The sequence below is a fragment of the Bacillus sp. NEAU-Y102 genome, from assembly GCF_054788175.1.
Map to the genome: position 1 here is coordinate 140,147 of NZ_JBTWFK010000010.1, position 26,039 is coordinate 166,185.

Genomic DNA, 26,039 nt, shown 5'->3' on the forward strand with positions numbered 1-26,039 from the left:
GAGGAATTGAGGAGATTACATGGAGCAACAAGAAAATCAAAATAGAAAGTTGTTGTTAATCGGTTTAGTAATCGCGATGCTATTTGCTGCATTAGATGGAACAATTGTTGGTACAGCAATGCCACGTATCGTCGGTGACCTAGGCGGATTAAGTTTAATGACATGGTTAACGACAGCTTATATGTTAACATCAACGACAGTTGTACCAATTGCAGGTAAATTAGCGGATTTACTTGGTCGTCGTAACGTATATATAACAGGGCTAGTTATTTTCATGATTGGTTCGGCGTTATGTGGTATGGCGAATGGTATGACAGAATTAATTATTTTCCGTGGTATTCAAGGTCTTGGTGGCGGTATTATGATGCCAATGGCTATGATTATTATTGGAGATATGTTCACGGGAAAAGAACGTGCGAAATGGCAAGGTATTTTTGGTGCGTTATACGGTCTTGCTTCTGTAATTGGACCACAAGTTGGTGGGTGGATTGTAGATGCAGTGAACTGGAGATGGGTATTCTACATTAACTTACCGGTTGGTATTTTAGCAACAATCTTTATTGCAATGGGATTAAAATCACATAAACAAACAGGACCAATTAAAATTGATATCGCTGGAATCTTTACGATGATTCTAGGTGTTGTAAGTTTATTACTTGCGCTAACGTTTGGCGGAAAAGATTATGCATGGGACTCTTGGCAAATTATCGGTTTATTTGCACTAGCTGTAATTGGTATCGTTAGCTTTGTTATTGTTGAAACGAAAGCTGAAGAGCCGATTTTACCAATGCATTTCTTTAAAAATCGCACATTTACAATACTGAATGCGATTGGATTCTTTATGAGTATTGGAATGTTCGGCGCGATTATGTTCGTACCATTCTTCATGCAAGGTATTGTAGGAGTAAGTGCTGCTGAATCAGGAACAATTATGACTCCAATGATGATTACAATGATTGTAATGAGTATTATCGGTGGGCAACTTGTATTAAAAGTTGGTGTAAAACCACAAATTATCGCAGGTATGCTTATTATGGCGGGTGGTTTCTGGTTATTAACAACGATGGATATGCACACAACGAAGCTTACAGCTACTTCTTATATGATGGTTATCGGTTTAGGAATGGGTCTTGTAATGCCGACATTAACATTAGCGTTACAAGAAAGCTTCCCGAAAAAAGACCTTGGTGTCGTAACGTCATCAAGTCAGTTCTTCCGTCAAATTGGTGGAACATTTGGTATTACAATTTTAGGATCAATTATGAATAACACTTCAGGTACAACGTTAACAAATAAATTAGTACCTGTATTAGATACATTCCCGAAAGAAGCGGGACAAATGGTAACGAAATTTAAAGATATGATTCACACAGATCCACAAGGTTTATATTCGATGCTATTTAGCCCAGAGGCATTAAAACAAATGCCAGAAGCGTTCGCTAACAGCATTGTACCTATTTTGAAAAACTCTTTAGTAGACTCGCTTCATACTGTATTCTTAACAGGATTAGTATTTATCGTAGTAGGTGCCATCTTTACGATTTTCTTACAAAAAATTAAATTATCAGATCGTAAAAAAGATGCTAAAGAGCCTGCTGTAGAAGAAAAAGAAAAAACTGTATCATACTCGTAATGAAGAAGCATCGCCTTATGGTGGTGTTTTTTTTGAGTATAACCTTAAAAGCTTTTTAATGAGAAATGATTGACGTATTTTTAGAAATACGTTATATTATTTTCTGTAAACGGTTACATGAAATGAGGAGAAAAGAGAATGAGTACGATTAAAGACGTTGCGAAATTAGCGGGAGTATCTGTTGCGACCGTTTCCAGAGTTTTAAATAAAAATGGATATGTTCACGAAGATACATTAAAAAAGGTAGAGCGTGCAATTGAGATGTTAGATTATAAGCCTAGTACAGTAGCGCGTTCACTGTATAATAAAAAGTCTCGTTTAATTGGCTTAGTTGTTCCAAATATCGTGAATCCGTTCTTTCCAGAAGTTGCACGTGCCGTAGAAGATGTAGCACATAAACAAGGTTACACAGTTGTCCTTTGTAACTCTGATGAAAGTTTAGAAAAAGAGAAACAATACATTGATGTACTTAGACAAAATAATGTAGATGGATTTATTGTAGCAACGAATCCACAAAATAGTGTTAATTACATGAATTTATCTGTCCCGGTTGTTGCGATTGACCGTATGTTTAATGAGCGTATTCCTACTGTATATGCAGATAACTATGCAGGAAGTCAGGCTGCGACAAAGTTGTTACTAGATAAAGGATGTAAACATATTGCACATATTCGCGGTCCACGTGATGTGAGTACTGCAAATGAACGTTTTGAAGGTTTTGTAGACGTTATTACGCAAAATAATCTTTCGTATATGATTGCAGAGAGTACGTTTGATCCAGCAAATAGTGAGCGTGTAGCGATGGAATTATTAGAAGAATACCCGCATATTGATGGTATTGTTGCTGGGAATGATTTAATTGCGATTGGTATTGTAAAGGCTGCACTTCAAAAGGGGATTGCCATTCCAGATGATTTACAAATTATTGGATTTGATGGAATTTCTTTAACAGAAATGATGTATCCATCTATTACAACAGTTGCACAACCGATATATGAAATGGGGAAAATTGCAACAGAGTTGTTGTTAGAACAAATGGAAGGAAATACATTAGAAGAGAAACACTATCGTTTGCCGATTGAAATTATAGAACGAAATACAACGAAGTAAGGAGATGAAACAGATGCCAAATATTGCAGTAGTAGGAAGCATTTCAATGGACTTAGTGGCTGTTTCAAAAAAACGGCCGAAAGCAGGAGAAACAGTAATTGGTGAAGCGTTTCATACAATCCCAGGAGGGAAAGGGGCAAACCAAGCAGTTGCTGCAGCTAGGTTAGGAGCAAATGTAGCAATGGTTGGAGCGGTAGGAAATGATGATTATGGAACAGTAGTTAGAAAAAATTTAGAGAACGAACGCATTTTTATCGATTATGTGGTACCGGTTACAGATAGAACGACAGGAATTGCTCATATCGTTTTAGCAGAAGAAGATAACAGTATTGTTGTCGTACAAGGGGCAAATGCTCTTGTAAATAAGTCAGTTGTAGATCGCTCCAAAGACCTTCTTGTAAAAGCGGATATGGTTGTTCTTCAACTAGAAATTCCACTTGAAACAGTAAAATATGTATTGGCTATTTGTGAGGAACATAATATTCCTGTTATGTTGAATCCAGCGCCAGCACAAGTTTTATCAGAAGAAATTTTAGAAAAAGCAACTTATATTACGCCAAATGAACATGAGTGCCGCATCGTATTAGATGATTTTAAATCACCAATTGAAGATTTACTGGCTAAATATCCAAATAAACTATTGATGACAGAAGGTTCTAACGGTGTTCGTTTCCACAATGGCACGGAGATTGTACATGTTCCTAGCATTGCTGTTGATGTAGTGGATACAACTGGAGCTGGTGATACATTTAATGGTGCGTTAGCAGTTGCACTTTCTGAAGGAGAGACACTTCAAAAAGCAATTCGTTTCGCGAATATTGCCGGTGGTCTTTCTGTAACGAAACTTGGAGCACAGGGCGGTATGCCAACGAGAGATCGAGTACGTGAAGTGCAGGTGATTGTTGGATGAAAAAGCATGGTGTATTAAACAGTGAAATCGCGGCAGTCCTTGCTTCACTTGGGCATACAGATACGGTTGTAATTGCTGATTGCGGGTTACCGATTCCGTATGGAGTAAAACGAATTGATTTAGCTGTTGAGATTGGAAAACCGAGTTTTTTAGAGGTGTTACAAGTTGTAGCTGATGATATGGCAATCGAAAAAGTGACGTTAGCAGAAGAAGTCATTATAAATAATGCGGAAGTAAATAAAGAGATCGAGCAGAAATTAATAGAGCCAGCATTTGAGTATGTATCTCATGAACAATTTAAAGAGCATACAAAGAAAGCGAAGGCGATTATTCGTACAGGCGAGGCTACGCCTTATGCAAATGTAATTTTACATGCAGGCGTGATTTTTTAATAAAGGGAAGTGATGGGAATGCATATTGAAATGAAAAACATTTCAAAAGCGTTCAATGGCAATTCTGTTTTGAAGAATGCACAGTTTATGATTGAAACAGGAGAAGTCCATGCATTGATGGGGGAAAATGGAGCGGGTAAATCAACGCTCATGAAGATTTTAACAGGTGTATACAAAAAAGATGGTGGGACAATCACGATTGATGGGCAAGAGCGCACCTTTAAAAATGCGAAAGAAGCTGAAGAGTACGGCATAGCATTTATACATCAAGAACTAAACATATTGCCGAATTTAACAGTAGCTGAAAATATGTTTCTCGGTAAAGAGTTAATGTATGGGAAAACAGGTATTTTACGCACTCGACAAATGAACGCGATTGCGCAGCAGCAACTAGCAGAGCTAGGATTGCATGTAAGAGGCGCTATGTTAGCAGAGGAACTATCGGTTGGACAACAGCAAATTATCGAAATTGCGAAAGCATTAATGACAAACGCGAGCGTTATTATTATGGATGAACCTACTGCGGCACTGACGGATCGTGAAATCGAAACGCTCTTTATAGTAATCAATAAGTTACGTAAAGAAGGTGTTTCATTCGTGTACATTTCGCATCGTATGGAAGAGATTTTCTCGATATGTGATGCCATTACGATTTTGCGTGATGGAGAATACGTCGGAAAGAGATTAATTCCAGAAACATCATTTGATGAAGTAGTGAGTATGATGGTGGGGCGCAGCATTGGTGAACGTTACCCAGAGCGAAATAGTCAAATTGGTGATGTCATTTTTGAAATGCGTAACGGAACGAAGAAAGGGAAATTTGAAAATGTTTCGTTTCAAGTAAGAAAAGGTGAAATCCTTGGTGTTGCTGGTTTGATGGGAGCTGGACGCACTGATATTATGAAAGCGATATTTGGTTATGAACCTTTAGATTCTGGACAAATTTTTATAAATGGACAAGAAGTAAAAATTGATAGTCCGATAGATGCAATTAGACAGAGAATTGCTTTCATTACAGAAGATAGAAAATCTGAAGGATTAGTGTTAGATTTCTCTATTCGCGAAAACTTATCGTTACCGAATTTAGAAAGTCTTTCAAAAGGAAGTGTTCTAAGCAACGAGCTAGAACAACAGTTTACAGAGGATATGATGAAGCTTCTTAATGTGAAAGCATCTAGCGGAGAGCAGGCAGTGAAATCTCTTTCTGGTGGAAATCAGCAAAAGATTGTAATCGCAAAATGGCTAGGCATTCATCCGCAATTACTCATTTTAGATGAGCCAACAAGAGGTGTCGATGTTGGAGCGAAAAAAGAAATTTACTCTATCATGAATAAGCTTACTGAGCAAGGCGATGCCGTTATTATGGTATCATCTGAGCTTCCGGAAGTTTTAGGAATGAGTGATCGAGTTCTTGTTATTCATGAAGGAAAAGTCGGCGGCATTTTAGGGAAAGATGAGGCATCACAAGAGTCTATTATGGCACTAGCTACAGGGGGAGAGTAAGGATGGCTAAGAAGGGGAATGTATTACAACAACTCGGTTCTTTAATCGGTTTAGTATTAATTATCGTCGTAATTACAGTTTTAAATCCAGCGTTCATTGAAATTCCAAATTTATTTAATATACTGCGTCAAGTATCGATTAATGCGCTTATTGCATTCGGAATGACCTTCGTAATTTTAACAGGGGGTATTGACTTATCGGTAGGTTCTATTTTAGCATTATCAAGTGCACTTGTTGCTGGAATGATGGCAAGTGGCATGGATCCGTTCCTTGCAATGGCAGTTGGACTATTAGCAGGTCTTGTAATGGGGGTTGTAAACGGTATCATCATTGCGAAAGGAAAAGTAGCTCCATTTATTGCAACTTTAGCAACAATGACTATTTTTCGTGGGTTGACGCTTGTTTATATGGACGGACGTCCGATCACTGGTCTTGGTGATCATTTAATGTTCCAAATGTTTGGCCGCGGTTATTTTCTTGGTATTCCGGTACCAGCTGTTACAATGATGATCGCTTTCGCAGTACTGTACTTCATTTTGAAGAAAACGACATTTGGCCGTCGTACATTTGCAATTGGTGGAAATGAAGAAGCAGCAGCACTATCAGGTATTAATGTTACGAGAATTAAAGTAATGATTTACGGTCTTTCCGGAATTTTGGCAGCGCTTGCAGGTATTGTCTTAACATCACGACTAGATTCTGCACAGCCGACTGCAGGTACTTCTTACGAATTAGATGCAATTGCAGCAGTTGTATTAGGTGGAACAAGTCTTTCTGGGGGAAGAGGATGGATTGTTGGTACATTCATCGGTGTACTAATTATCGGTGTACTAAATAACGGTTTAAATTTATTAGGTGTATCTTCTTTCTTCCAACAAGTTGTAAAAGGACTTGTAATCTTACTAGCTGTATTAATTGATCGCCGAAAAGAAGCGTAATGGAGGGACAGTTCATGAAGAAATGGTTACTTATACTCGTTGCATGTATTATGGTCATTACTGCTGGTTGTTCAATGGAACCACCAGAATGGGCAAAGGATTCTAGCGATAAAGGTCGAAATAAAACTATTAAAGTTGGATTCTCTGTTTCAACTTTAAATAATCCCTTCTTTGTAACTTTGAAAAAGGGTGCAGAAAAGAAAGCGAAAGATAGCGGCATCGAATTGATTGCTGTTGATGCGCAAAATGATGCAGCGAAGCAAACGAACGATGTTGAAGATTTAATTCAAAAGGGTGTCGATGTAGTTGTTATTAATCCGACCGATTCAGATGCTGTTGCTTCAGCGGTAAGTGCGGCAAATGCAGCAAATGTTCCTGTTATTACAGTAGACCGCGTTGCGAATTCAGGTAAGGTTGTTTCTCACATTGCATCTAATAATATCGAAGGTGGTCAAATGGCTAGTGATTACATTCGTGAATTAGTCGGCGAAGGAGCAAACGTTGCTGAGTTAGAAGGAATCCCTGGATCGTCTGCTGCTCGTGAACGTGGGAAAGGATTCCATAACGTAGCCGATAAGTCTTTAAAAGTAGTTGCCAAACAAGCGGCTGATTTTGATAGAGCGAAAGGATTATCTGTTATGGAAAACATTTTGCAAGCAAATAGCGATATTAAAGCCGTGTTTGCGCATAACGACGAGATGGCATTAGGTGCACTTGAAGCATTGAAGTCTGCTGGAAAAACAGATGTAGTCGTTGTTGGATTTGATGCAACTGAAGATGCTGTGAAAGCGGTTAACGATGGGCGTATGGCTGCAACAGTCGCTCAAAAACCGGAATTAATCGGAGAGAAGGCGATGCAAACAGCAAAAGAGATAACACAAGGTAAAAAAGTGGACAAATCTATTCCGATTGAATTAGAGCTTATTAAGAAAAATAAATAAATATAAAATGAAAATTAGGAAGGAAGAATAACAAATGAAATTCTTTATTGATACAGCAAACATTAACGAAATTAAAGAGGCAAATGCATTAGGCGTAGTAGCTGGAGTAACGACAAACCCATCACTTGTAGCAAAAGAAGGCGTAGATTTCCATGAGCGTATTCGTGAAATTTGCAGCTTTATAGAAGGACCTGTAAGTGCAGAAGTAATTAGCTTAGAAGCTGATAAAATGATTGAAGAAGGAAAAGAATTAGCGAAGATTGCTCCAAACGTTGTTGTAAAAGTTCCAATGACAACAGAAGGTTTAAAAGCAGTAAAAGCGTTCTCTGATTTAGGAATTCGTACAAACGTTACATTAGTATTCTCAGCAGTGCAAGCATTACTTGCAGCTCGCGCTGGTGCAACATATGTTTCACCATTCTTAGGTCGTTTAGATGATATCGGTCATAACGGTATGGATTTAATTCGTCAAATCGCAGAAATCTTTGCAATTCATGGCATCGAAACAGAAATCATTGCAGCATCTGTACGTCACAGCGTTCACGTAACTGATGCAGCATTAAACGGTGCACATATTGCAACAATCCCAGCAAACGTAATTGCTTCATTAGTGAAGCACCCATTAACAGATCAAGGAATTGAGAAATTCTTAGCTGATTGGGAAAAAACACAAGAGAAATAATAGAAAATCAAGAATCCTAGTTTAATTGACTAGGATTCTTTTTTATTTAAAAGAATTTTCATGCAATTTTGCATATTGTCTTTTAAATTTGTTATATAAGATATTTAATATATATCACATAACTCTTTATTTTTCATATTTCGATATAAAGTGAAACGTTAATAAGTGGGGGCTTTGTTCATCAGCACACTGATTATTAGTTGAACCAAGGGATAAACAGATAGAGGGTCTGACCAGAAAACTGGAGGGCATGATTCTATAACAGAAAGTTTAATGTTTATAGAATTATGTCTTTTTATATAGGGAGGGTAGTAAACAGAGATTTCGACAAAAACGCACCGATTTATCTGAATTTTAAGTTTTATAAAAGGAGAGAAATGGAATGAGAAGAAAAGCCCCATTTAAAGTGTTGTCATCATTAGCAATTGCAGCAATTATCGGATGCACATCTGTAATGAGTGCGCCGTTAGCATATGCAGAAACGCCAGCAAAAGAGAAAGAGAATGTGTCTACAACGCCAATTGATTACAATTTAATTCAAGAAGATCGTTTAGCGGAAGCTTTGAAAGAAAGAGGAACAATTAATCCAGCATCTTCTAAAGAAGAGACGAAAAAGGCTGTCGAGCAATATATTGAAAAGAAACAAGGAGGTCAGGCGAACAAAGAAATTCTTCCAGATGCTCACTCACAAGAAACGTCTGATTTCACAAAAAAAGTAAAAGAGAAAAAGATGGAAGAAAAGGAAAATGTAAAAAAGACTGAAAAAAATATTAATCTTGAGCAAAAGCCAGAACCAAATAAAAAGCAATTGAATGGGCAAGTTCCAACTTCAAAAGCAAAGCAAGCTCCATATAAAGGATCTGTTCGATCAGATAAAGTATTAGTGCTACTCGTTGAATTTAGTGATTATAAACATAATAATATTGATCAAACACCAGGTTATATGTATTCGAAAGACTTTAGTAGAGAACATTATCAAAAGATGTTGTTCGGTAAGGAGCCTTATACATTATTTGATGGTTCAAAAGTAAAAACGTTTAAACAATACTATGAAGAGCAGTCTGGTGGTAGTTATACGACAGACGGATATGTAACGGAGTGGCTAACAGTTCCAGGAAAAGCATCTGATTATGGAGCTGATGGTAGCAGTGGTCACGATAATAAAGGTCCGAAAGGTGCACGTGATTTAGTGAAAGAAGCTTTGCATGCAGCTGCTGAGAAAGGACTAGATTTATCTCAGTTTGATCAGTTTGATAGGTATGATACAAACGGGGATGGGAATCAAAATGAACCTGACGGTGTAATTGATCATTTAATGGTAATCCATGCTGGTGTTGGTCAAGAAGCAGGTGGTGGTAAATTAGGTGATGATGCGATCTGGTCACATCGTTCAAAATTAGCAGTAGATCCAGTAGCGATTGAAGGTACAAAATCAAAAGTAGATTACTTTGGTGGAAAAGTAGCAGCACATGATTACACAATTGAACCAGAAGATGGAGCTGTAGGTGTGTTTGCGCATGAATTTGGACATGATCTTGGATTACCAGATGAATATGACACGAAATATACTGGAAATGGTTCACCTGTCGAAGCTTGGTCATTAATGAGTGGAGGTAGTTGGACAGGAAAAATCGCAGGAACGGAGCCGACAAGTTTTTCACCACAAAATAAAGACTTCTTACAAAAGAATATGGGTGGCAACTGGGCAAAAATATTAGAAGTAGATTACGATAAAATTAAGAGTGGTGTGGGAGTTCCTACCTATATTGATCAAAGTGTTACGAAATCAAATCGTCCAGGCGTTGTACGTGTTAACTTACCAGGTAAAAGTGTTGAAACGATTAAACCGGAGTTTGGAAAGCATGCATATTATAGTACAAGAGGCGATGATATGCATACAACGTTAGAGACACCTTTCTTTGATTTAACAAAAGGAACAAATGCAAAATTCGATTATAAAGCAAATTATGAGTTAGAAGCAGAGTGCGATTTCGTCGAAGTACATGCAGTAACAGAAGATGGAACGAAGACGTTAATTGATAGACTTGGAGAAAAAGTAGTCCAAGGAGATAAAGATACAACAGATGGGAAATGGATTGATAAATCATATGATTTAAGTCAATTTAAAGGCAAAAAAGTGAAACTACAATTAGACTATATTACAGATCCGGCTGTAACATATAAAGGTTTTGCGATGGACAATGTAAATGTAACTGTTGATGGACAAGTTGTATTTTCTGATGATGCAGAAGGACAGTCTAAAATGAATTTAAATGGTTTTGTTGTTTCTGATGGGACAGAGAAGAAAGCTCATTATTACTACTTAGAGTGGAGAAACTATGCGGGATCAGATAATGGTTTAAAAGCAGGAAAAGGTCCAGTGTATAATACAGGTCTTGTCGTTTGGTATGCAGATGATAGTTTTAAAGATAACTGGGTTGGGGTGCATCCAGGTGAAGGATTCCTTGGTGTTGTAGATTCTCATCCAGAAGCGCTAGTTGGTAATTTAAACGGAAAACCAGCATACGGTAATACGGGCATGCAAATTGCAGATGCTGCATTTTCATTTGATAAAACACCAGCATGGAGTGTAAATTCATTAACACGTGGTCAGTTTAACTATTCTGGATTACAAGGTGTTACAACTTTTGATGATTCAAAAGTATATAGTAACAAGCAAATTGCAGACGCAGGAAGAAAAGTTCCAAACCTTGGACTTAAATTCCAAGTTGTTGGACAGGCAGAAGATAAATCGGCAGGCGCTGTTTGGATTAAACGTTAATAACATAAAAGCACATTCTTCATATGAAGAGTGTGCTTTTTAATTTGTACAGTAAGTTATTATTTTAGTTTATGTAATACAAGTGTTTATTCATGTGTAGTGTATCAAATTATGTGGGGAAAGGAAATATTTCCGAGGAAATTGTCGAAGTATCGTCGTTATTTATAAACTTTCTTTTTAAAAGAAGTAATGTATTATTGCCTTTACGGCTCAATTTATTTACATTGTTATTTGGTTATACACAAAAGTAATATATTGGGCAAAAAAGAGTTCTATTCAATAGGGCTCTTTTTATAGATAGAAAGGAGTAAGCGATAAATGAAAGAAGTTATTGGATGTCCACAGTGTGAAGGGGATATTACTGTACAACATATTATTGATCTCCCACATCCTTTTTCATTAAGGTGTCCACATTGTAAGGTGAAGTTGAAAGAAATAAGGGTAACGTCATGTTTAATATTAGCGATGATTTGTATAATTCCATTGTTTATTATTATTGGAGAGAGTATTAAGGAATTACTAGTAAAATATTTTTCTATTGTAGACAATGTACCAACTGTACTTATTTTCTTTTTATTTTGTTATCCATTGTATTATTTCTATGAAAAATATAATGCTATATTGTTTATTAAATATGGTTTGCTGAAAGTTAAAAGTTGAATTGAATAGGAGATTATCATTATGCTTTGGAAAATATATTTAGTTATTGTAGCAATGTTAGCTATTATTTCGTTAGTAAGGGGTATGTTTCAAACACCAATTCAAAAGTTTGACTTTGTAGTATCTATTATTACGTGGATAGGGCTCTTTGGTTTTGTATTTGATATACAAATATTAACCTCGATTGTTTGGAAATGTATCTTCTTGTTTAGCGTCATTTGGACTTTAACTGCAGTTTTTGTTTTTCGTTTATATGAAGAGCGAGATGAGCCATTACCTTTTATATTTAAATTAATTGGCATTATTCCAACGCTTCCATTATATTACGGATTATATCAATATGCATTTTAAAAAAGACAACGATGGATTATCCCATCATTGTCTTTTTTACTTTGCTTCTTACATAAATCATCCCAGCAAATGTTAATAAAAATGCTGTCCCGATAATGAAGCTGATGCTAGGTGATGCTCCGATTGCGCCGACTGTAAAGGAGCCAGCAACAACTCCTAATGAGAAGAAGGCATAAAATAATCCGAATGCCTTTCCGCGATTATCGTCTGTAGTATTTTCAACGAGTAAAGCGTTAATAGACGGAAAGAGGATTGCGAATCCAATTCCATAAATCATCATTACAATAAAGAGCATACCTTTTGTAGCAAATAATCCGAGTAAAGATAATGCGAATGCCATAACTGCAATTCCGATTAGCATTAGTTTCGAACGATTAAATCGATCGTAAATACGATTTGTTGGAAGCAAGAAGAAAAGGATAGCAGTAATACCAAATACACTTAACATCATGCCTGTTGTAGATGCTTTAAGCGCTAATGCCTCAACTTTTACTGGTAACATATAAGTGACAATTCCTTGTGAAAACATTAATGTGAAAGCACCAATATATGCTTGTAATAACGGTTCTGATTTTAACAGTTCAATCATATCTTCTTTGTTCATCATTTGCGTTCTTGATGTATCTTTTCTTGATACGTTATTTGGTAAGAAGAATAGAGATACGATTGTACCAAGAGCCATTAAAATAGAAATAGTAATGAAGACCCATTCTACGCCAGCTGTTGCTTTCATAATACCGCTGAAAGCAGGTCCTACGATTGCCGCTGTTCCAACAGCAGCACCAGATAGAGCCATTGCTTTTCCTTGTCTTTTTGCATTTGTTTGTTTTGATAAAAATGTAAAGGCAGCAGGAATTAAAAAGCCATCACTAAATCCATGCATAAAGCGCACAACTAATAGTTGTTCACCACTTTGAACAACGGTGTATAACAAGACTATGAAACTCGTAATTCCCATGCTTATATAAAGGATTTTTTTTGCACCAAATTTATCGACAGCGGCTCCAGCAATAATATTACCAATCATATTAGCGAATGAGTACATACCGACAACTAGCCCGATAATAAGAGGAGTTCCTCCAAGGCTTTGAGCGAAAGTACTCATAATAGGTAATTGTGAAAATGTATCTAAAAATGCCACGATAACGATAAAGTAAATAAAATATTTCAAGCGATATTCACCTCTCCAATGCTATTATGGCACAATGCTAATTTCACCTGCAATGAAATTGAATTAACAGATGTGGAAAAAAGTACAAAGTGACAAAATATTGAACGTTATTTGTAAAAAATTAGTAGGGATGTGATTGTTTTTTTGAAATATATGGATAGAAGTATTATAATAGATTTGTAAACTTCACCAGGTTAAGTATATACATAGAGAGGGATGTATAAAATGAAAGCACTACTTTGGCATAATCAACGTGATGTACGAGTAGAAGAAGTACCAGAACCAACAGTAAAACCAGGAACAGTGAAAATCAAAGTTAAATGGTGTGGTATTTGTGGGACAGACTTGCATGAATATTTAGCAGGGCCTATTTTTATTCCAACAGAAGAACATCCATTAACACATGTGAAAGCACCTGTTATTTTAGGTCATGAGTTTAGTGGTGAGGTAATAGAGATTGGTGAAGGAGTTACATCTCATAAAGTGGGAGACCGCGTTGTTGTAGAACCAATTTATTCTTGTGGTAAATGTGAAGCTTGTAAACATGGACATTACAATGTTTGTGAACAACTTGTTTTCCACGGTCTTGGCGGAGAAGGCGGCGGTTTCTCTGAATATACAGTAGTACCAGAAGATATGGTTCATCACATTCCAGATGAAATGACGTATGAACAAGGTGCGCTTGTAGAACCAGCAGCAGTAGCAGTTCATGCAGTACGTCAAAGTAAATTAAAAGAAGGGGAAGCTGTAGCAGTATTTGGTTGCGGTCCAATTGGACTTCTTGTTATCCAAGCAGCTAAAGCAGCAGGAGCAACTCCTGTTATTGCAGTTGAACTTTCTAAAGAACGTCAAGAGTTAGCGAAATTAGCAGGTGCAGACTATGTATTAAATCCAGCAACTCAAGATGTGCTAGCTGAAATTCGTAACTTAACAAATGGTTTAGGTGTAAATGTTAGCTTTGAAGTAACAGGTGTTGAAGTTGTATTACGCCAAGCGATTGAAAGTACAAGCTTCGAAGGACAAACTGTAATTGTTAGTGTATGGGAAAAAGACGCAACAATTACTCCGAATAATTTAGTATTAAAAGAAAAAGAAGTTATTGGTATTTTAGGATACCGTCACATCTTCCCAGCTGTTATTAAATTAATTAGCTCTGGTCAAATTCAAGCAGAGAAATTAATTACGAAAAAAATTACAGTGGATCAAGTTGTTGAAGAAGGATTTGAAGCACTTGTAAAAGATAAAACACAAGTGAAAATTCTTGTTTCACCTAAATAAGATAGAATCGAAAAGAGTAGCCCTTTTCTAGAAATAGAAGAGGGCTACTTTTTTTCTATACTGAAAGGTGATAGACTTTCCTTTGACTAAATGTATTTTTGTTTGGAAGGGAGAATCTAATGCTTTCATTTTTGTTAACTTTAAAGCGAATGTTAAGAGCCTGTTTACGAGCGTGGAAAGATAAAGAATTTCAAGTATTATTCGTATTAACAATTTTGACTTTAATATCGGGTACGATTTTTTATAGTACGGTTGAAGGGTTACGTCCTTTAGATGCGTTATATTTTAGTGTTGTGACATTGACAACTGTAGGAGATAAAGATTTTAGTCCTCAGACAGATTTTGGAAAGGTTTTCACGATATTATATATATTTATTGGAATGGGATTAGTGTTTGGATTTATTCGTAAGCTGGCAACTAATGTACAATTACCAACGATATTATCAAATAGAAAAAAAGAGTAAAGCATTCAGATGCTTTACTCTTTTTTTACATTAGTTTAGACAAGCCTTAATAATAGTTTATTAAAATGAAAGTGTATTCATTCATTATATTCACTGTGTATAAAGTTATAATGATATGAACATTTGCATATTTTGATTTAGTGATAGAATTTTCATGAAAGGTGGGATATTCTAGTCATAGGTTAACCGGATGACATCATAGGATCCTAACAAAATGTTTACAATAATTCAATTATAAAATGGAGGATTTTATATGAAAAAGAAAGTACTTGCTTTAGCGGCAGCTATTACATTAGTTGCTCCATTACAAAGTGTTGCATTTGCTCATGAAAATGATGGGGGACAGAGATTTGGAGTTATTCCGCGCTGGTCTGCTGAAGATAAACATAAAGAAGGCGTGAATTCTCATTTATGGATTGTAAATCGTGCAATTGATATTATGTCTCGTAATACAACACTTGTAAAACAAGATCGAGTTGCACTATTAAATGAATGGCGTACTGAGTTAGAGAACGGTATTTATGCTGCTGACTATGAAAATCCTTATTATGATAATAGCACATTTGCTTCACATTTCTATGACCCTGACAATGGGAAAACTTATATTCCGTATGCAAAGCAGGCAAAGGAAACTGGAGCTAAATATTTTAAATTAGCTGGTGAGTCTTACAAAAATAAAGATATGAAACAAGCATTCTTCTATTTAGGATTATCTCTTCATTATTTAGGTGATGTAAACCAACCGATGCATGCGGCAAACTTTACGAATCTTTCGTATCCACAAGGATTCCATTCTAAATATGAAAACTTTGTAGATACGATAAAAGATAATTATAAAGTAACGGATGGAAATGGGTATTGGAACTGGAAAGGTACGAATCCAGAAGATTGGATTCATGGAGCGGCAGTAGTTGCGAAGCAAGATTATGCTGGCATTGTAAATGATAATACGAAAGATTGGTTCGTAAGAGCAGCTGTATCACAAGAATATGCAGATAAATGGCGCGCTGAAGTTACACCAATGACAGGTAAGCGTTTAATGGATGCACAACGTGTTACTGCTGGATATATTCAGCTTTGGTTTGATACGTACGGAAATCGTTAAGTATTTGAAGAAGGTCAAATCTCAGAATAGAGTATTTGGCCTTTTTATCACTATACAATACATGGAGGTATGAAACGTGAAAGGTAAATTGCTAAAAGGTGTACTTAGCTTAGGTGTTGGTTTAGGAGCTTTATATAGCGGAACGTCAGCTCAAGCAGAAGCATCTACAAATCAAAATGATACATTAAAAGTGATGACGCATAATGTATATATGCTATCAACAAACTTATATCCAAACTGGGGACAAACTGAGCGTGCTGATTTAATTGGGGCGGCAGATTATATAAAGAATCAAGATGTTGTTATATTAAATGAAGTGTTTGATAATAGCGCATCAGATCGTTTATTAGGCAATTTGAAGAAAGAATATCCAAATCAAACAGCAGTATTAGGTCGTAGTAGTGGAAGCGAATGGGATAAAACGTTAGGGAACTATTCATCTTCAACTCCTGAAGATGGTGGCGTTGCGATTGTCAGCAAATGGCCAATCGCTGAAAAGATTCAATATGTATTTGCAAAAGGATGCGGGCCAGATAATTTATCGAATAAAGGATTTGTATATACGAAAATTAAGAAAAATGATCGCTTCGTTCACGTAATTGGGACGCATTTGCAGGCGGAAGATAGTATGTGCGGAAAAACTTCACCAGCATCTGTACGTACGAACCAATTAAAAGAAATTCAAGATTTTATTAAAAATAAAAATATACCAAATAATGAGTATGTGTTAATTGGTGGTGATATGAACGTAAATAAAATAAATACAGAGAACAAGAATGATTCAGAGTATGCATCTATGTTTAAAACATTGAACGCTTCTGTACCATCTTATACTGGACATACAGCGACTTGGGATGCAACGACAAACAGTATTGCAAAATATAATTTCCCTGATAGTCCTGCTGAGTATTTAGATTATATTATTGCAAGTAAAGACCATGCGAACCCACCGTATATAGAGAATAAGGTGTTACAGCCGAAATCTCCACAATGGACTGTTACATCATGGTTCCAAAAATATACGTATAATGATTACTCTGATCATTATCCAGTAGAGGCGACTATTTCTATGAAGTAGTTTCAAAAAGTTTCTTCGTAAAGAAGAAACTTTTTTTATTTGCAAACAGGAAAATCACACTTTCTTTCCAATATGTATAAGACATATTGAGAAGAGGAGAGAAAAATGTGGATCGAGGAATTTTTAAAGAAGTTCCATTACCGTGTGCATTTTTGGATGAAGTGGCTTTAGATAGAAATATTCAATCAATTATAGAGTTAAGTGGAAATAAGAAGATTCGTATAGCGAGTAAATCGTTACGTTCTGTTCCGATTATGCAAAAGATTTTAGCTGCAAATGATCGATTTCAAGGTATTATGTGCTTTTCACCTAGAGAGACTTTATTTTTAATAGAACAAGGATTTAATGATTTATTGCTTGGATATCCTGCTTATGATGAAAGAGCTTTGTATGAAATTAGTTTGCTAACAAAGAAAGGTTTCATTATAACTTGTATGGTGGATTGTGAAGAGCATATTGTGTATTTAGAAAAAATTGCTGAGAAATCTAAAGGATGTTTTCGTGTTTGTTTGGATATTGATATGAGTAGTCGTTTCTTTCAATTTCATTTTGGTGTACAAAGATCCCCAGTAAAAAATGTGCAGGATGCGTTGAAAGTAGTAGAAAAGGTGAGAAGGTCATCATATTTAATGTTAGATGGTGTGATGGGTTATGAAGCTCAAATTGCTGGGGTAGGCGATCGTATACCAAATCAATGGCTGAAAAGTAAGGTGATTTCGTATTTAAAGAAGAAATCAGTGTTAGAAGTTAAAGAAAGAAGAGAACATATTGTAAAAGCAATACAAAACCTTGGTATTGAGCTAAGGTTTGTAAATGGAGGCGGAACAGGAAGCATAAAAACAACTGAGAAAGATAATTCAGTTTCAGAGATTACAATAGGTTCTGCTTTTTATTCTCCGAAGCTGTTTGATTATTATAAAGAGGTGAAATTTCATCCAGCGATCGGATTTGCCTTACCAGTTGTGCGTAAACCAGTCCCGTTTATTTACACTTGCCTAGGTGGTGGATATATTGCTTCAGGAGCAGTTGGAAAAGATAAAGAGCCTGAAGTTTGGAGACCAAAGGGTGCAAAACTATTAGCTTTAGAAGGTGCTGGCGAGGTACAAACGCCAATTTTTTATAACGGCGAGGAACGAGTGGACATAGGAGAGTCCATTTTGTTTCGTCATAGTAAGGCTGGTGAATTATGTGAACGCTTTCCTTTTTTGTATCGTGTTAAACAAGGAGAGATTGTTGGGGAGTATTCAACATATCGGGGGGATGGCCAATGCTTTCTATAAAGGGACAAAGGTGGAGGAATTGGACAGGGAATGTAGAAGGAACGCCGCATTATACGATGTATCCAGAAAGTATACAAGATGTAGTAGAAGTAGTGGGGGTTGCACGAAAAAAGGGGCAGAAAATTCGTGTTGTTGGTTCAGGACACTCGTTTACACCCCTTGTGCAAACGGAAGAAGTTTTAGTTTCTTTAGATGAATTGAAGGGCATTGTGAATATTGATGAAGAGAAGATGGTCGCTGAAGTGTGGGCAGGAACAAAGTTATATGATTTAGGGAAGTTACTTGAGGAAAAAGGTTATGCGCAAGAAAATTTAGGGGATATTGATTCGCAATCTATTGCAGGAGCGATTAGTACGGGGACTCATGGAACGGGTATTACCTTTGGGAGCTTATCAACACAAGTTATAGAGATTACGGCAGTTTTATCTAATGGTGAGAGTATAGTTTGTTCGGAAGCTGAGAACGTAAAATATTGGAGAGCGTTTCAGTTGTCACTTGGAATGTTAGGTATCATTGTAAAGATAAAATTGAAGGTTATTCCAGCGTATTCACTCGTTTATGAAAGTGAAAAACAGTCATTATCTACTGTAATGAACAAACTAGAAGAGTATAAGAAGCATCGTCACTTTGAATTTTTCGTTTTTCCTTATTCTGATGAAGTACAAGTAAAACTTACGAACGAAACAACGAATACAGGCAGTGATTTGAAATGGCATAAACTAAAGGTGGAGTTACTTGAAAATAGGATGTTCTCTTTACTATCTAAAGGGTGTAAATGGTTTCCTTCTATAAGTAAAGGAGTGAGTCGATTATCAGCTAAGGCTGTACCAAACACAAAAATAATTGGCCCGAGCTATGAAGTATTTGCTACATCACGTACGGTACCATTTTATGAAATGGAGTATAGCATTCCTTCAAAGTATATGAGGACTGTGGTAGAAGAAATCTCAAATCTTATTGAAAAGAAAAAGTATAAGGTGCACTTCCCGATCGAATGCCGCTATGTGAAAGGTGATGATATATGGCTTAGTCCAGCCTATGGAAGAGATTCAGCGTATATCGCTGTTCATATGTATAAAGGTATGAAATATGCTGCTTACTTTGGCGAAGTGGAAAAAATTTTTATGAAGTATGAAGGGCGTCCGCATTGGGGGAAAATGCATACATTATCGTATGAGCAATTACAAGATATATATCCAGAGTTTCATTCGTTTTTACAGGCGAGGAAGTCTCTAGATGAACTTGGAATGTTTTTTAATCCTTATGCAGAAAAGTTATTTATCCCGCATTAACGGGCAGTAATACTCCCATCTCAAAATTCGGTGGGAGATAACCGCTCGTTTTGGGAGGGTTGATTAAAGTTTCACATTATGTATATGAAAAAGCTGACAAATAATTATTTGTCAGCTTTTTTTAGTGTAATTGCATTTCTTGTATGACTAATATGCTCATAAAATAGTAGTTTATCACGGCTAAATACATGCAGTAAAACATGAATAATAAACAGGCCGTTAATGATGAATAGGAATAACAATGTAACGAGTAATACTAAAGGTTCTGTATGATTTAACATAGAACTACTAGAAAGAATATAATTGATTCCGCCTAACGCAAAATAAAATATACCGTATCGAATAAATAGTTCTTTTAATGTAATACGATCTGATTTTCCTTTCAGGTGAATGCGAAGCAATGCTTTCCCAATTGTTTTTCCATTCGTAAAGTATGGAATAATAATAAAGTAAATAAGGATTGAACACGTAATGAAAATGAGTTCATACATATTGGTGTAAGATTGCATATTAGAAACGAAGAAAGAATTTCCTTTGTTTTTAATGACAGGTACAACGATAGATAAGAAAATCCAATCAATTTGCATCGCGATAAGACGACGAATGAATCCGACTGGTTTCGTTTCCAAATCAATATGACTATCTAACTCGTTTGTTTTTGGAAGGAAGTACGTAAATATTGGTGCAATGATAAAACCAATTACGCCACCTAATGTATTTAAAAACAAATCATCGATATCAAATAATCGGTATGCACAATTGTATATACCGTATAATCCAGTCACTTGTGTTAGCTCGAAAAATAGTGAAAGGAAAAAGGAAATGCAAATTGTTTGTAGGAAACTACGTCGGAAATAATAACGTAAGTAAATACCGAATGGAACAGTTAATAGAACATTAAATGCAACTTGTAAAAAAGCAGACTCTTTTAATAAGTAGAAATAAGTAGCCGGTTTCGTTAAAACTGCCGATGTATGACTACTAATCTCTTGTATGAAATAAAATGGTGAGAGTTGCATGTGTTGTGTATTAGCCGATTGTAGGCTACAAGTATCAAACGTTTGTGGCAACGGCAAAATAACAAGAAAATAGGCATTTAATAAGTAAAGTAATAATGAGTATAAAATAAATGAGCGCCATTTATTTAAATAACCGTATTTTCGATAATTAAATATTAGAAAAGGGATTAAAAGAAACATTGCTAAAAAAGGAAATAAAATAAATGCTGTTTTTACTGGAAATAAATATGCAGTCAAAGTGAAACTCCTTTCAATAAAAATTCGTTTATCATTATAGCGCTAAAAATATTTAAATACAAAGTTAAAATCTTTCGAAATAGAAATAATTACTAATTTTATAGGAATTAAGTTATAATAAATTTAATATAAGGATATTATGATTATGTAAGTTGAGAGAGGGTACAAGAGATGCGATATGAACTTTTTTCTGTAAGTGGGGATCATATTACGACTTTTGAAAGTGCATGGCGTTTTCAGGAGGGAGAACAGATTTTTGTTCATGATGATCAAACAAAACGAAACTTTATTATTATTCGTCTGACGCATGATGTATTTCAACAAAATAAACATGTTATTCGTTTGTATTGTCAAGAAAAGAAAGTGTATGCATAAGAGAAGCCCTCTTACAGTATGAAAAGTAAGAGGGCTCTTTATCCCGCTATTTGTGAGAAGCACGATTGGTGAGGATTAAAGTTTCACTTTATCATTTTTCTCCTCGCAAGGAATAAAAAGAGAAGAGTTAATGCACATAGGTAGCATTTGATTTGGAAGAAAGGATATAGCCTTGTATTTTGTACTTCAAAGTTACATGGCCTTCTCTTTGAGAAAGCCATGTATGGTAATCTTGTTGTGTTTTCCATAACATACGAAACATATATTCTGTCTTATCATTTGTACGATGAACATGTGAAAACTCTATGTTAATAAAACCGTTCGTTCCAGGGGAAGGATAATATTGTTTAAGCTCACAAAGTAGCTCACTTTCATATCCGTACTTAATGTGAATGAGTTTAGTAACTATAAGCATATAAACACCTCTTTTACGATAATAGTAGGAAAGATAGAATTACTATAATAGTGAACTTGATCGTTATTATACTATTCTGGAAATTCGAAGTAAATGATAGGTTTTAACTTAATAAAGGTATAAAAAAGCGAGTCATCTAGTGTAATAGAATGACTCGCTTTCGATTTGTAAGTTTCACTTTATAAGAAAATAAGAGTAAGTACACCTACGATAATACAATAGAAAGAGAAATACTTTAAATTTCCTTTTGCCATAATGTTCATAAACCATTTTAGTGAAATATACGTCATGATAAATGTTGCGATGAATGCAACGACATATGGTACGAATAATGTGTCTAGATTTGGATCATTTGCAATGTCTGTAATGCTTAACAATAAGCCACCTAAGCTAACAGGAATGTATAGTAAGAATGAGAAGCGAAGAGCTGTTTCTTGCTTCATACCAAGTAACATTGCTGCTACGATTGTGGCACCAGATCGGCTTATTCCAGGAATCAGTGCGCAAGCTTGTGCTAATCCGACGATGATTGCATCTTTCATAGAAAGGTCGCCATCATTTTTACGACCGCGTAAATTTCTAATAATCCAAAGGCCGACAGCAGTAATAAGAAGGGAAATCCCAACCATCTTCACACCTTTTAAGTACTGATCGATGTAATCTTTAAATAAAACACCAATAACACCTGCTGGAATGGTTGCAATAACAAGATAAATAATAAAGAAGAAATCTGATTTCGCGTCTTCTGCTCTTGTAAATATATAAGAGAGACCATTCTTCGTCAGACGAATTAAATCATTTCTATAAATAAGTAATACAGCTAATAATGAAGCTGAATTAACAAGTAGTTCGAAGCTAAATCCTTCTATTTTTAGTTCTAGCAAATGTTGTGCTAAAACGAGGTGACCACTTGAAGAAATCGGAATTGGTTCTGTTAGTCCTTGGAACAGACCGAGAATTAAATATTTTAAAACGTAGTAAAATTGTTCCATAATAACCTCCTTGTTTATTAGTTGAAAGAAACAACTTTTCCATTATAACAAAGATATGGATGAATATTGAAAAGAAATAAATATTCGAAATAAAATAAAAATCCCTTATAGCAGTATAAGGGATTTTTATTTTTAATTAAGAAGTTACTGTTCCTTGAAGACTTTTAGACAATTGAACATCGACTTTTTCAGCATCATGAATATGATTCATAATAGTAGTATTTAATTTTTGGAACATTTGTTGTGTGTTAGCGAATTCTCGTAATATGTCATCATTACAAGACTTTTGGTTTTCAATAGCCTTAATAACATTTGTAGCGCCATTTTGTAACGTTTGAATCATAACTAAAATATTTTCAATTCTAGCGTTTGTATCGGCGCTCATTTCTACACCTTCATCGACTAAATGTAAATTATCTTTTGTATTATCGTATGCTTTTTCAATTTCTTCTTGAATTTTTTTCGTTAAGTTGCCGATGTTTTTTGTGCTTTCTGCTGTACTTTCCGCTAGTTTTCTTACTTCATTGGCAACGACAGCGAATCCTTTACCGTGCTCTCCAGCACGTGCGGCTTCAATACTCGCATTTAAGGCAAGTAAATTTGTTTGTGCTGCAATGTTTTGAATGACTTCTACAATTTGCTCGATTTCCTTTGAGCGTTCGCTTAGATGATTCATACTATTAGACGTGCGTTGAGATTGTTCACCTAATTTATTAATTACAATAAGTAAGCGGTGAACGGATTCTTTTCCTTCATTAGAGCAGTCAATAATTTCTGCAATAGACTGAATTAAGCTTTGTTCCTTTTGCAACATTTCATTATTTAACTCATTGGAATGTGTCGTACGTGTTGAAACATTTTCGAAACATGAACTTAATTGTTGAACTAAATTTTGGAGTGTATTGTGTTGGTTATTTACAAGTTGATGCTCTTGTACAACGCTTTGTACACGATCGTGGATAGTCGAAATAGTCTCTTGTTTTTCAATATCTTTTTGTTTCAATTCTGCTTCTAATTCTTGTATACGCTCTTCTAATTGAGCAATTGTATGTTGGAGTGATTTCTTTTGAGTAAACATATATTTATTTCAACCGCCTTCAAAAGTTATATTTTCTCTATATTTGGATTTTAGCATCTTTTGTATTTTTTAAATATAGGAATTGTTAAATATTTAAGAATCTATTACATTTTATTCATAATTCTCTTTTTTTCGTCACGAAAAATAAACTGTATTTAATCGTTTTGTAAACAAACTGTAAAATAAATCATGTATAACTGTATAAGAAGGGAGTCGGATTATGAACTATTTTAAGCGAATCAGTAGTCTAGTATTAGCAGGAATTATCGTTCTTTCTAGTACAGTCGCTGTAAAAGCAGAGTCAAACGACGAGAAACTTAACAACATGCAACAGCAATTGCAACAAAACGATGCAGAAATGCAAAAGAAAGAGCAAGAGAAGCAAGCTGTTAGTAAAGAAATTAAAGGTATTGAAAACGAACTACATAATTTAAATAATACAATTGCAAAAAATAAAGAGGATCAAGCTGCTATTCAACGTAAAATCGATGAAACACATAAGCAGATTGAGCAAAAAAAGCAAGAAATTGTCGTTTTAGAGGATAAAGTCCTTGCTCGTAAAGATATTATGAGAAAACGTATGGTTTCTGTTCAAAACAGTTCAAATACAAGTTTAGTAGTAGAAGTTGTGGTAGAGTCAAAAAACTTTGCAGACTTCTTACAACGTATGAATGCAGTTTCTACTATTCTAGAAGCTGATAAAGAAATTTTACGTCTACAAGAACAAGATCTTCGTCAAATTGAAGAAGATAAGAAAACAATTGACGAAAAAGAAGCATCTTTAGTAGTAGACAAACAAAAATTAGCAAAAGCACAAGCTGAACTGCAAGATAACTTGAAAAAACGTCAAGATAACTTACAAGCAGTTCAAGCTAAATATAATGAGGTTGCAAGTCAACTTAATTTAGCTACGGAAGAGAAAGCTAAAATTGAGTCAAATATGAAGGCAGTACAAGAAACGATTGCTCGTGAGCAAGAAGCAGCAAGAATCGCAGCGGAAGAGCGTGCAAAAGCAGAAGCGGCTGCAAAGGCTGAGCAAGAAGCTTTAGCGAAAGCACAAGCGGAAATTGCTGAAAAGCAAAAGCAAGAAAAAGCTAGTAAACCAGCTAAACCAGCTGAACCTGTTGTTAGTAATAATTCGAAGGTAGAGCCTGAACAACCTTCGAAACCAGCTGCTGGTGGGAAAGAACTTTATGTACACGCAACAGCTTATACAGCAGATCCATCTGAAAATGGTTATGGATCAGGTCAACAAGTATACTCTGCATGGGGACCAGGTGGTAAACCTTATAATTTAACTGCAAACCCAGGAATGAAATTAATTGCTGTAGATCCAAGTGTTATTCCATTAGGTTCTATTGTATATGTTGAAGGTTATGGGCAAGCAATTGCAGCAGATACTGGTGGCGCAATTAAAGGTCACAAAATCGATGTTTTAATGCCAGATAAAGCTTCATCTAGTAATTGGGGCAGAAAAAATGTTAAAGTGACAATTTTAAACTAACATAAAATCCAACTTTACAATGTAAAGTTGGATTTTTTTATAATATTAATGTTAAGTTGAGTTTACATTTTGTTAAGGTAAGCATACAATAATGGTGAGAGGTGGTAAATTTGACCATTTTAAATAGAGTAAAAGAATTAAGAGCAAGATTTAATTTTTCGCAAAGTGTATTAGCAGAAAAGGTTGGAGTAACGAGACAAACAATTGCAGCAATTGAAAAAGGGGATTACGTTCCTTCGTTGTTATTAGCGCTTATGATTTGTGATGTGTTCCAGTTAAAGATGGAAGATGTGTTTGTTTTAAATAAGGAGGGGGAAGAGGATGAATAGACTCGTATTTTCCTATATGCTAAATGTACTTTTAATGGTATTAGCAGGCTGGGCTTTTATTGAGTTATATTATTTTACTATTGAAGTCGCTAATTTTATTCAAACGAAGAGAGTACCATTCGAAATTTCAATAAGTTTAATACCGCTCGGGTTACTTTTAACATTTGGTATTGTATCGACCGTTATTTATAAAATTCAAAAGAAAAAATATAAAGAGCTCTCGTATTGGATGTTTCCACTATTATTTCCTCAAGAAGATGAGCGTGAAAAGGCAATTACAGAAAAGGCTTGTCGTACTACATTTATGTCATTATGGTATGTGTTGCCTTGTGCAGTTGGTTTTTTAACTCTTTCTCCAATTGTTATTCTATATGTTCCTGCATATCCGATATATATTGCATTTAGTATCTTCTTTATTCAGATGACGATCTTTCACGTATCACTATACCGAAATAAATTAGCTTAAAAAGAAACCTTCTTGCACCGGCAAGAAGGTTTCTTTTCAGCTAATACTTGTACA

Annotated in this window: 25 protein-coding genes and 1 pseudogene; 21 read left to right on the forward strand and 5 right to left on the reverse strand. The window is 35.4% G+C overall.

The annotated features are described in order from the left end of the window. Nucleotides 1-19: 19 nt before the first annotated feature. From ACYFX0_RS23410 to ACYFX0_RS23460, 11 genes are all read left to right on the forward strand, one after another. Nucleotides 20-1,633, forward strand: coding sequence for an MDR family MFS transporter (locus ACYFX0_RS23410; protein WP_000437648.1), 1,614 nt, complete (start codon nt 20-22; stop codon nt 1,631-1,633). A gap of 138 nt (nt 1,634-1,771) precedes the next feature. Continuing rightward, a complete protein-coding gene (gene rbsR, locus ACYFX0_RS23415; protein WP_000104047.1) occupies nt 1,772-2,743 on the forward strand; it encodes a ribose operon transcriptional repressor RbsR in 972 nt (323 codons plus the stop codon). A gap of 13 nt (nt 2,744-2,756) precedes the next feature. After that, complete coding sequence (gene rbsK / locus ACYFX0_RS23420) at nt 2,757-3,653, forward strand: ribokinase (RefSeq protein ID WP_001132863.1); 897 nt, start codon at nt 2,757-2,759, stop codon at nt 3,651-3,653. After that, nucleotides 3,650-4,045 carry a D-ribose pyranase gene (rbsD, locus tag ACYFX0_RS23425; RefSeq protein WP_000716153.1) on the forward strand — a complete coding sequence of 132 codons (396 nt, stop codon included), beginning with the start codon at nt 3,650-3,652 and terminating at the stop codon, nt 4,043-4,045. The genes rbsK and rbsD overlap by 4 nt, the downstream gene beginning before the upstream one ends. A gap of 18 nt (nt 4,046-4,063) precedes the next feature. After that, the gene (gene rbsA / locus ACYFX0_RS23430) at nt 4,064-5,548 is read left to right on the forward strand and encodes a ribose ABC transporter ATP-binding protein RbsA (RefSeq protein ID WP_106082027.1); all 1,485 of its coding nucleotides are present in this window, start codon (nt 4,064-4,066) and stop codon (nt 5,546-5,548) included. A gap of 2 nt (nt 5,549-5,550) precedes the next feature. Continuing rightward, complete coding sequence (locus tag ACYFX0_RS23435; protein WP_001074650.1) at nt 5,551-6,486, forward strand: ABC transporter permease subunit; 936 nt, start codon at nt 5,551-5,553, stop codon at nt 6,484-6,486. A 14-nt stretch (nt 6,487-6,500) separates the two neighbouring features. Next, nucleotides 6,501-7,427, forward strand: a complete 927-nt coding sequence (gene rbsB, locus ACYFX0_RS23440; RefSeq protein ID WP_000758976.1) for a ribose ABC transporter substrate-binding protein RbsB — start codon at nt 6,501-6,503, stop codon at nt 7,425-7,427. A 34-nt stretch (nt 7,428-7,461) separates the two neighbouring features. Then, nucleotides 7,462-8,109 (forward strand): fructose-6-phosphate aldolase, encoded by a 648-nt coding sequence (gene fsa / locus ACYFX0_RS23445; protein ID WP_000667666.1) that lies wholly within the window; start codon nt 7,462-7,464, stop codon nt 8,107-8,109. A 382-nt stretch (nt 8,110-8,491) separates the two neighbouring features. Next, nucleotides 8,492-10,891: a M6 family metalloprotease immune inhibitor InhA2 gene (gene inhA2, locus ACYFX0_RS23450; protein ID WP_106082018.1), complete on the forward strand. Its 2,400-nt coding sequence runs from the start codon at nt 8,492-8,494 to the stop codon at nt 10,889-10,891. Nucleotides 10,892-11,209: 318 nt separating this feature from the next. After that, nucleotides 11,210-11,551: a hypothetical protein gene (locus ACYFX0_RS23455; protein WP_000665762.1), complete on the forward strand. Its 342-nt coding sequence runs from the start codon at nt 11,210-11,212 to the stop codon at nt 11,549-11,551. A gap of 21 nt (nt 11,552-11,572) precedes the next feature. After that, nucleotides 11,573-11,902 (forward strand): hypothetical protein, encoded by a 330-nt coding sequence (locus ACYFX0_RS23460; protein WP_000964465.1) that lies wholly within the window; start codon nt 11,573-11,575, stop codon nt 11,900-11,902. A gap of 16 nt (nt 11,903-11,918) precedes the next feature. On the opposite strand, the gene ACYFX0_RS23465 is transcribed toward ACYFX0_RS23460, so the two are convergent. Beyond that, complete coding sequence (locus ACYFX0_RS23465) at nt 11,919-13,073, reverse strand: MFS transporter (protein WP_000873268.1); 1,155 nt, start codon at nt 13,071-13,073, stop codon at nt 11,919-11,921. A gap of 225 nt (nt 13,074-13,298) precedes the next feature. On the opposite strand from ACYFX0_RS23465, the gene bdhA reads away from it, so the two are divergent. The 6 genes from bdhA (at nt 13,299) to ACYFX0_RS23495 (ending at nt 19,570) form a co-directional block, all read left to right on the forward strand. Next, a complete protein-coding gene (bdhA, locus tag ACYFX0_RS23470; protein WP_000645827.1) occupies nt 13,299-14,351 on the forward strand; it encodes a (R,R)-butanediol dehydrogenase in 1,053 nt (350 codons plus the stop codon). Between the two features lie 119 nt (nt 14,352-14,470). Then, nucleotides 14,471-14,815, forward strand: a complete 345-nt coding sequence (locus tag ACYFX0_RS23475; protein ID WP_000948213.1) for a potassium channel family protein — start codon at nt 14,471-14,473, stop codon at nt 14,813-14,815. Nucleotides 14,816-15,068: 253 nt separating this feature from the next. After that, nucleotides 15,069-15,920, forward strand: coding sequence for a phospholipase CerA (gene cerA / locus ACYFX0_RS23480; RefSeq protein WP_000730997.1), 852 nt, complete (start codon nt 15,069-15,071; stop codon nt 15,918-15,920). A gap of 76 nt (nt 15,921-15,996) precedes the next feature. Then, nucleotides 15,997-16,998: a sphingomyelinase C gene (gene sph, locus ACYFX0_RS23485; protein WP_000676800.1), complete on the forward strand. Its 1,002-nt coding sequence runs from the start codon at nt 15,997-15,999 to the stop codon at nt 16,996-16,998. A gap of 107 nt (nt 16,999-17,105) precedes the next feature. After that, the gene (locus ACYFX0_RS23490; RefSeq protein WP_000373750.1) at nt 17,106-18,278 is read left to right on the forward strand and encodes an amino acid deaminase/aldolase; all 1,173 of its coding nucleotides are present in this window, start codon (nt 17,106-17,108) and stop codon (nt 18,276-18,278) included. Further along, nucleotides 18,266-19,570: a D-arabinono-1,4-lactone oxidase gene (locus tag ACYFX0_RS23495; protein ID WP_106082019.1), complete on the forward strand. Its 1,305-nt coding sequence runs from the start codon at nt 18,266-18,268 to the stop codon at nt 19,568-19,570. Before ACYFX0_RS23490 ends, ACYFX0_RS23495 begins: the two co-directional genes overlap by 13 nt. Nucleotides 19,571-19,674: 104 nt before the next feature. On the opposite strand, the gene ACYFX0_RS23500 is transcribed toward ACYFX0_RS23495, so the two are convergent. Beyond that, complete coding sequence (locus tag ACYFX0_RS23500) at nt 19,675-20,826, reverse strand: VanZ family protein (protein ID WP_000128030.1); 1,152 nt, start codon at nt 20,824-20,826, stop codon at nt 19,675-19,677. A 171-nt stretch (nt 20,827-20,997) separates the two neighbouring features. On the opposite strand from ACYFX0_RS23500, the gene ACYFX0_RS23505 reads away from it, so the two are divergent. Beyond that, a complete protein-coding gene (locus ACYFX0_RS23505) occupies nt 20,998-21,201 on the forward strand; it encodes a hypothetical protein (RefSeq protein ID WP_001268332.1) in 204 nt (67 codons plus the stop codon). Between the two features lie 127 nt (nt 21,202-21,328). Here the strand turns inward: ACYFX0_RS23505 and ACYFX0_RS23510 are convergent, their stop codons facing one another. The 3 genes and pseudogenes from ACYFX0_RS23510 to ACYFX0_RS23520 form a co-directional block, all read right to left on the reverse strand. After that, nucleotides 21,329-21,616, reverse strand: a complete 288-nt coding sequence (locus ACYFX0_RS23510; protein WP_000909751.1) for an antibiotic biosynthesis monooxygenase family protein — start codon at nt 21,614-21,616, stop codon at nt 21,329-21,331. Nucleotides 21,617-21,795: 179 nt separating this feature from the next. Next, complete coding sequence (locus ACYFX0_RS23515; protein WP_000434788.1) at nt 21,796-22,608, reverse strand: undecaprenyl-diphosphate phosphatase; 813 nt, start codon at nt 22,606-22,608, stop codon at nt 21,796-21,798. A gap of 136 nt (nt 22,609-22,744) precedes the next feature. Further along, nucleotides 22,745-23,275 (reverse strand): annotated as a pseudogene (locus tag ACYFX0_RS23520) (methyl-accepting chemotaxis protein); the annotation flags it as partial. 631 nt (nt 23,276-23,906) lie between these two features. Here ACYFX0_RS23520 and ACYFX0_RS23525 point away from each other — a divergent pair. The 3 genes from ACYFX0_RS23525 (at nt 23,907) to ACYFX0_RS23535 (ending at nt 25,985) form a co-directional block, all read left to right on the forward strand. Further along, nucleotides 23,907-25,190, forward strand: coding sequence for a 3D domain-containing protein (locus ACYFX0_RS23525; RefSeq protein ID WP_016078611.1), 1,284 nt, complete (start codon nt 23,907-23,909; stop codon nt 25,188-25,190). A 110-nt stretch (nt 25,191-25,300) separates the two neighbouring features. Continuing rightward, nucleotides 25,301-25,519: a helix-turn-helix transcriptional regulator gene (locus tag ACYFX0_RS23530; protein WP_000154007.1), complete on the forward strand. Its 219-nt coding sequence runs from the start codon at nt 25,301-25,303 to the stop codon at nt 25,517-25,519. Next, the gene (locus tag ACYFX0_RS23535; RefSeq protein WP_001081104.1) at nt 25,512-25,985 is read left to right on the forward strand and encodes a hypothetical protein; all 474 of its coding nucleotides are present in this window, start codon (nt 25,512-25,514) and stop codon (nt 25,983-25,985) included. Before ACYFX0_RS23530 ends, ACYFX0_RS23535 begins: the two co-directional genes overlap by 8 nt. The last annotated feature ends 54 nt before the right edge of the window (nt 25,986-26,039 follow it).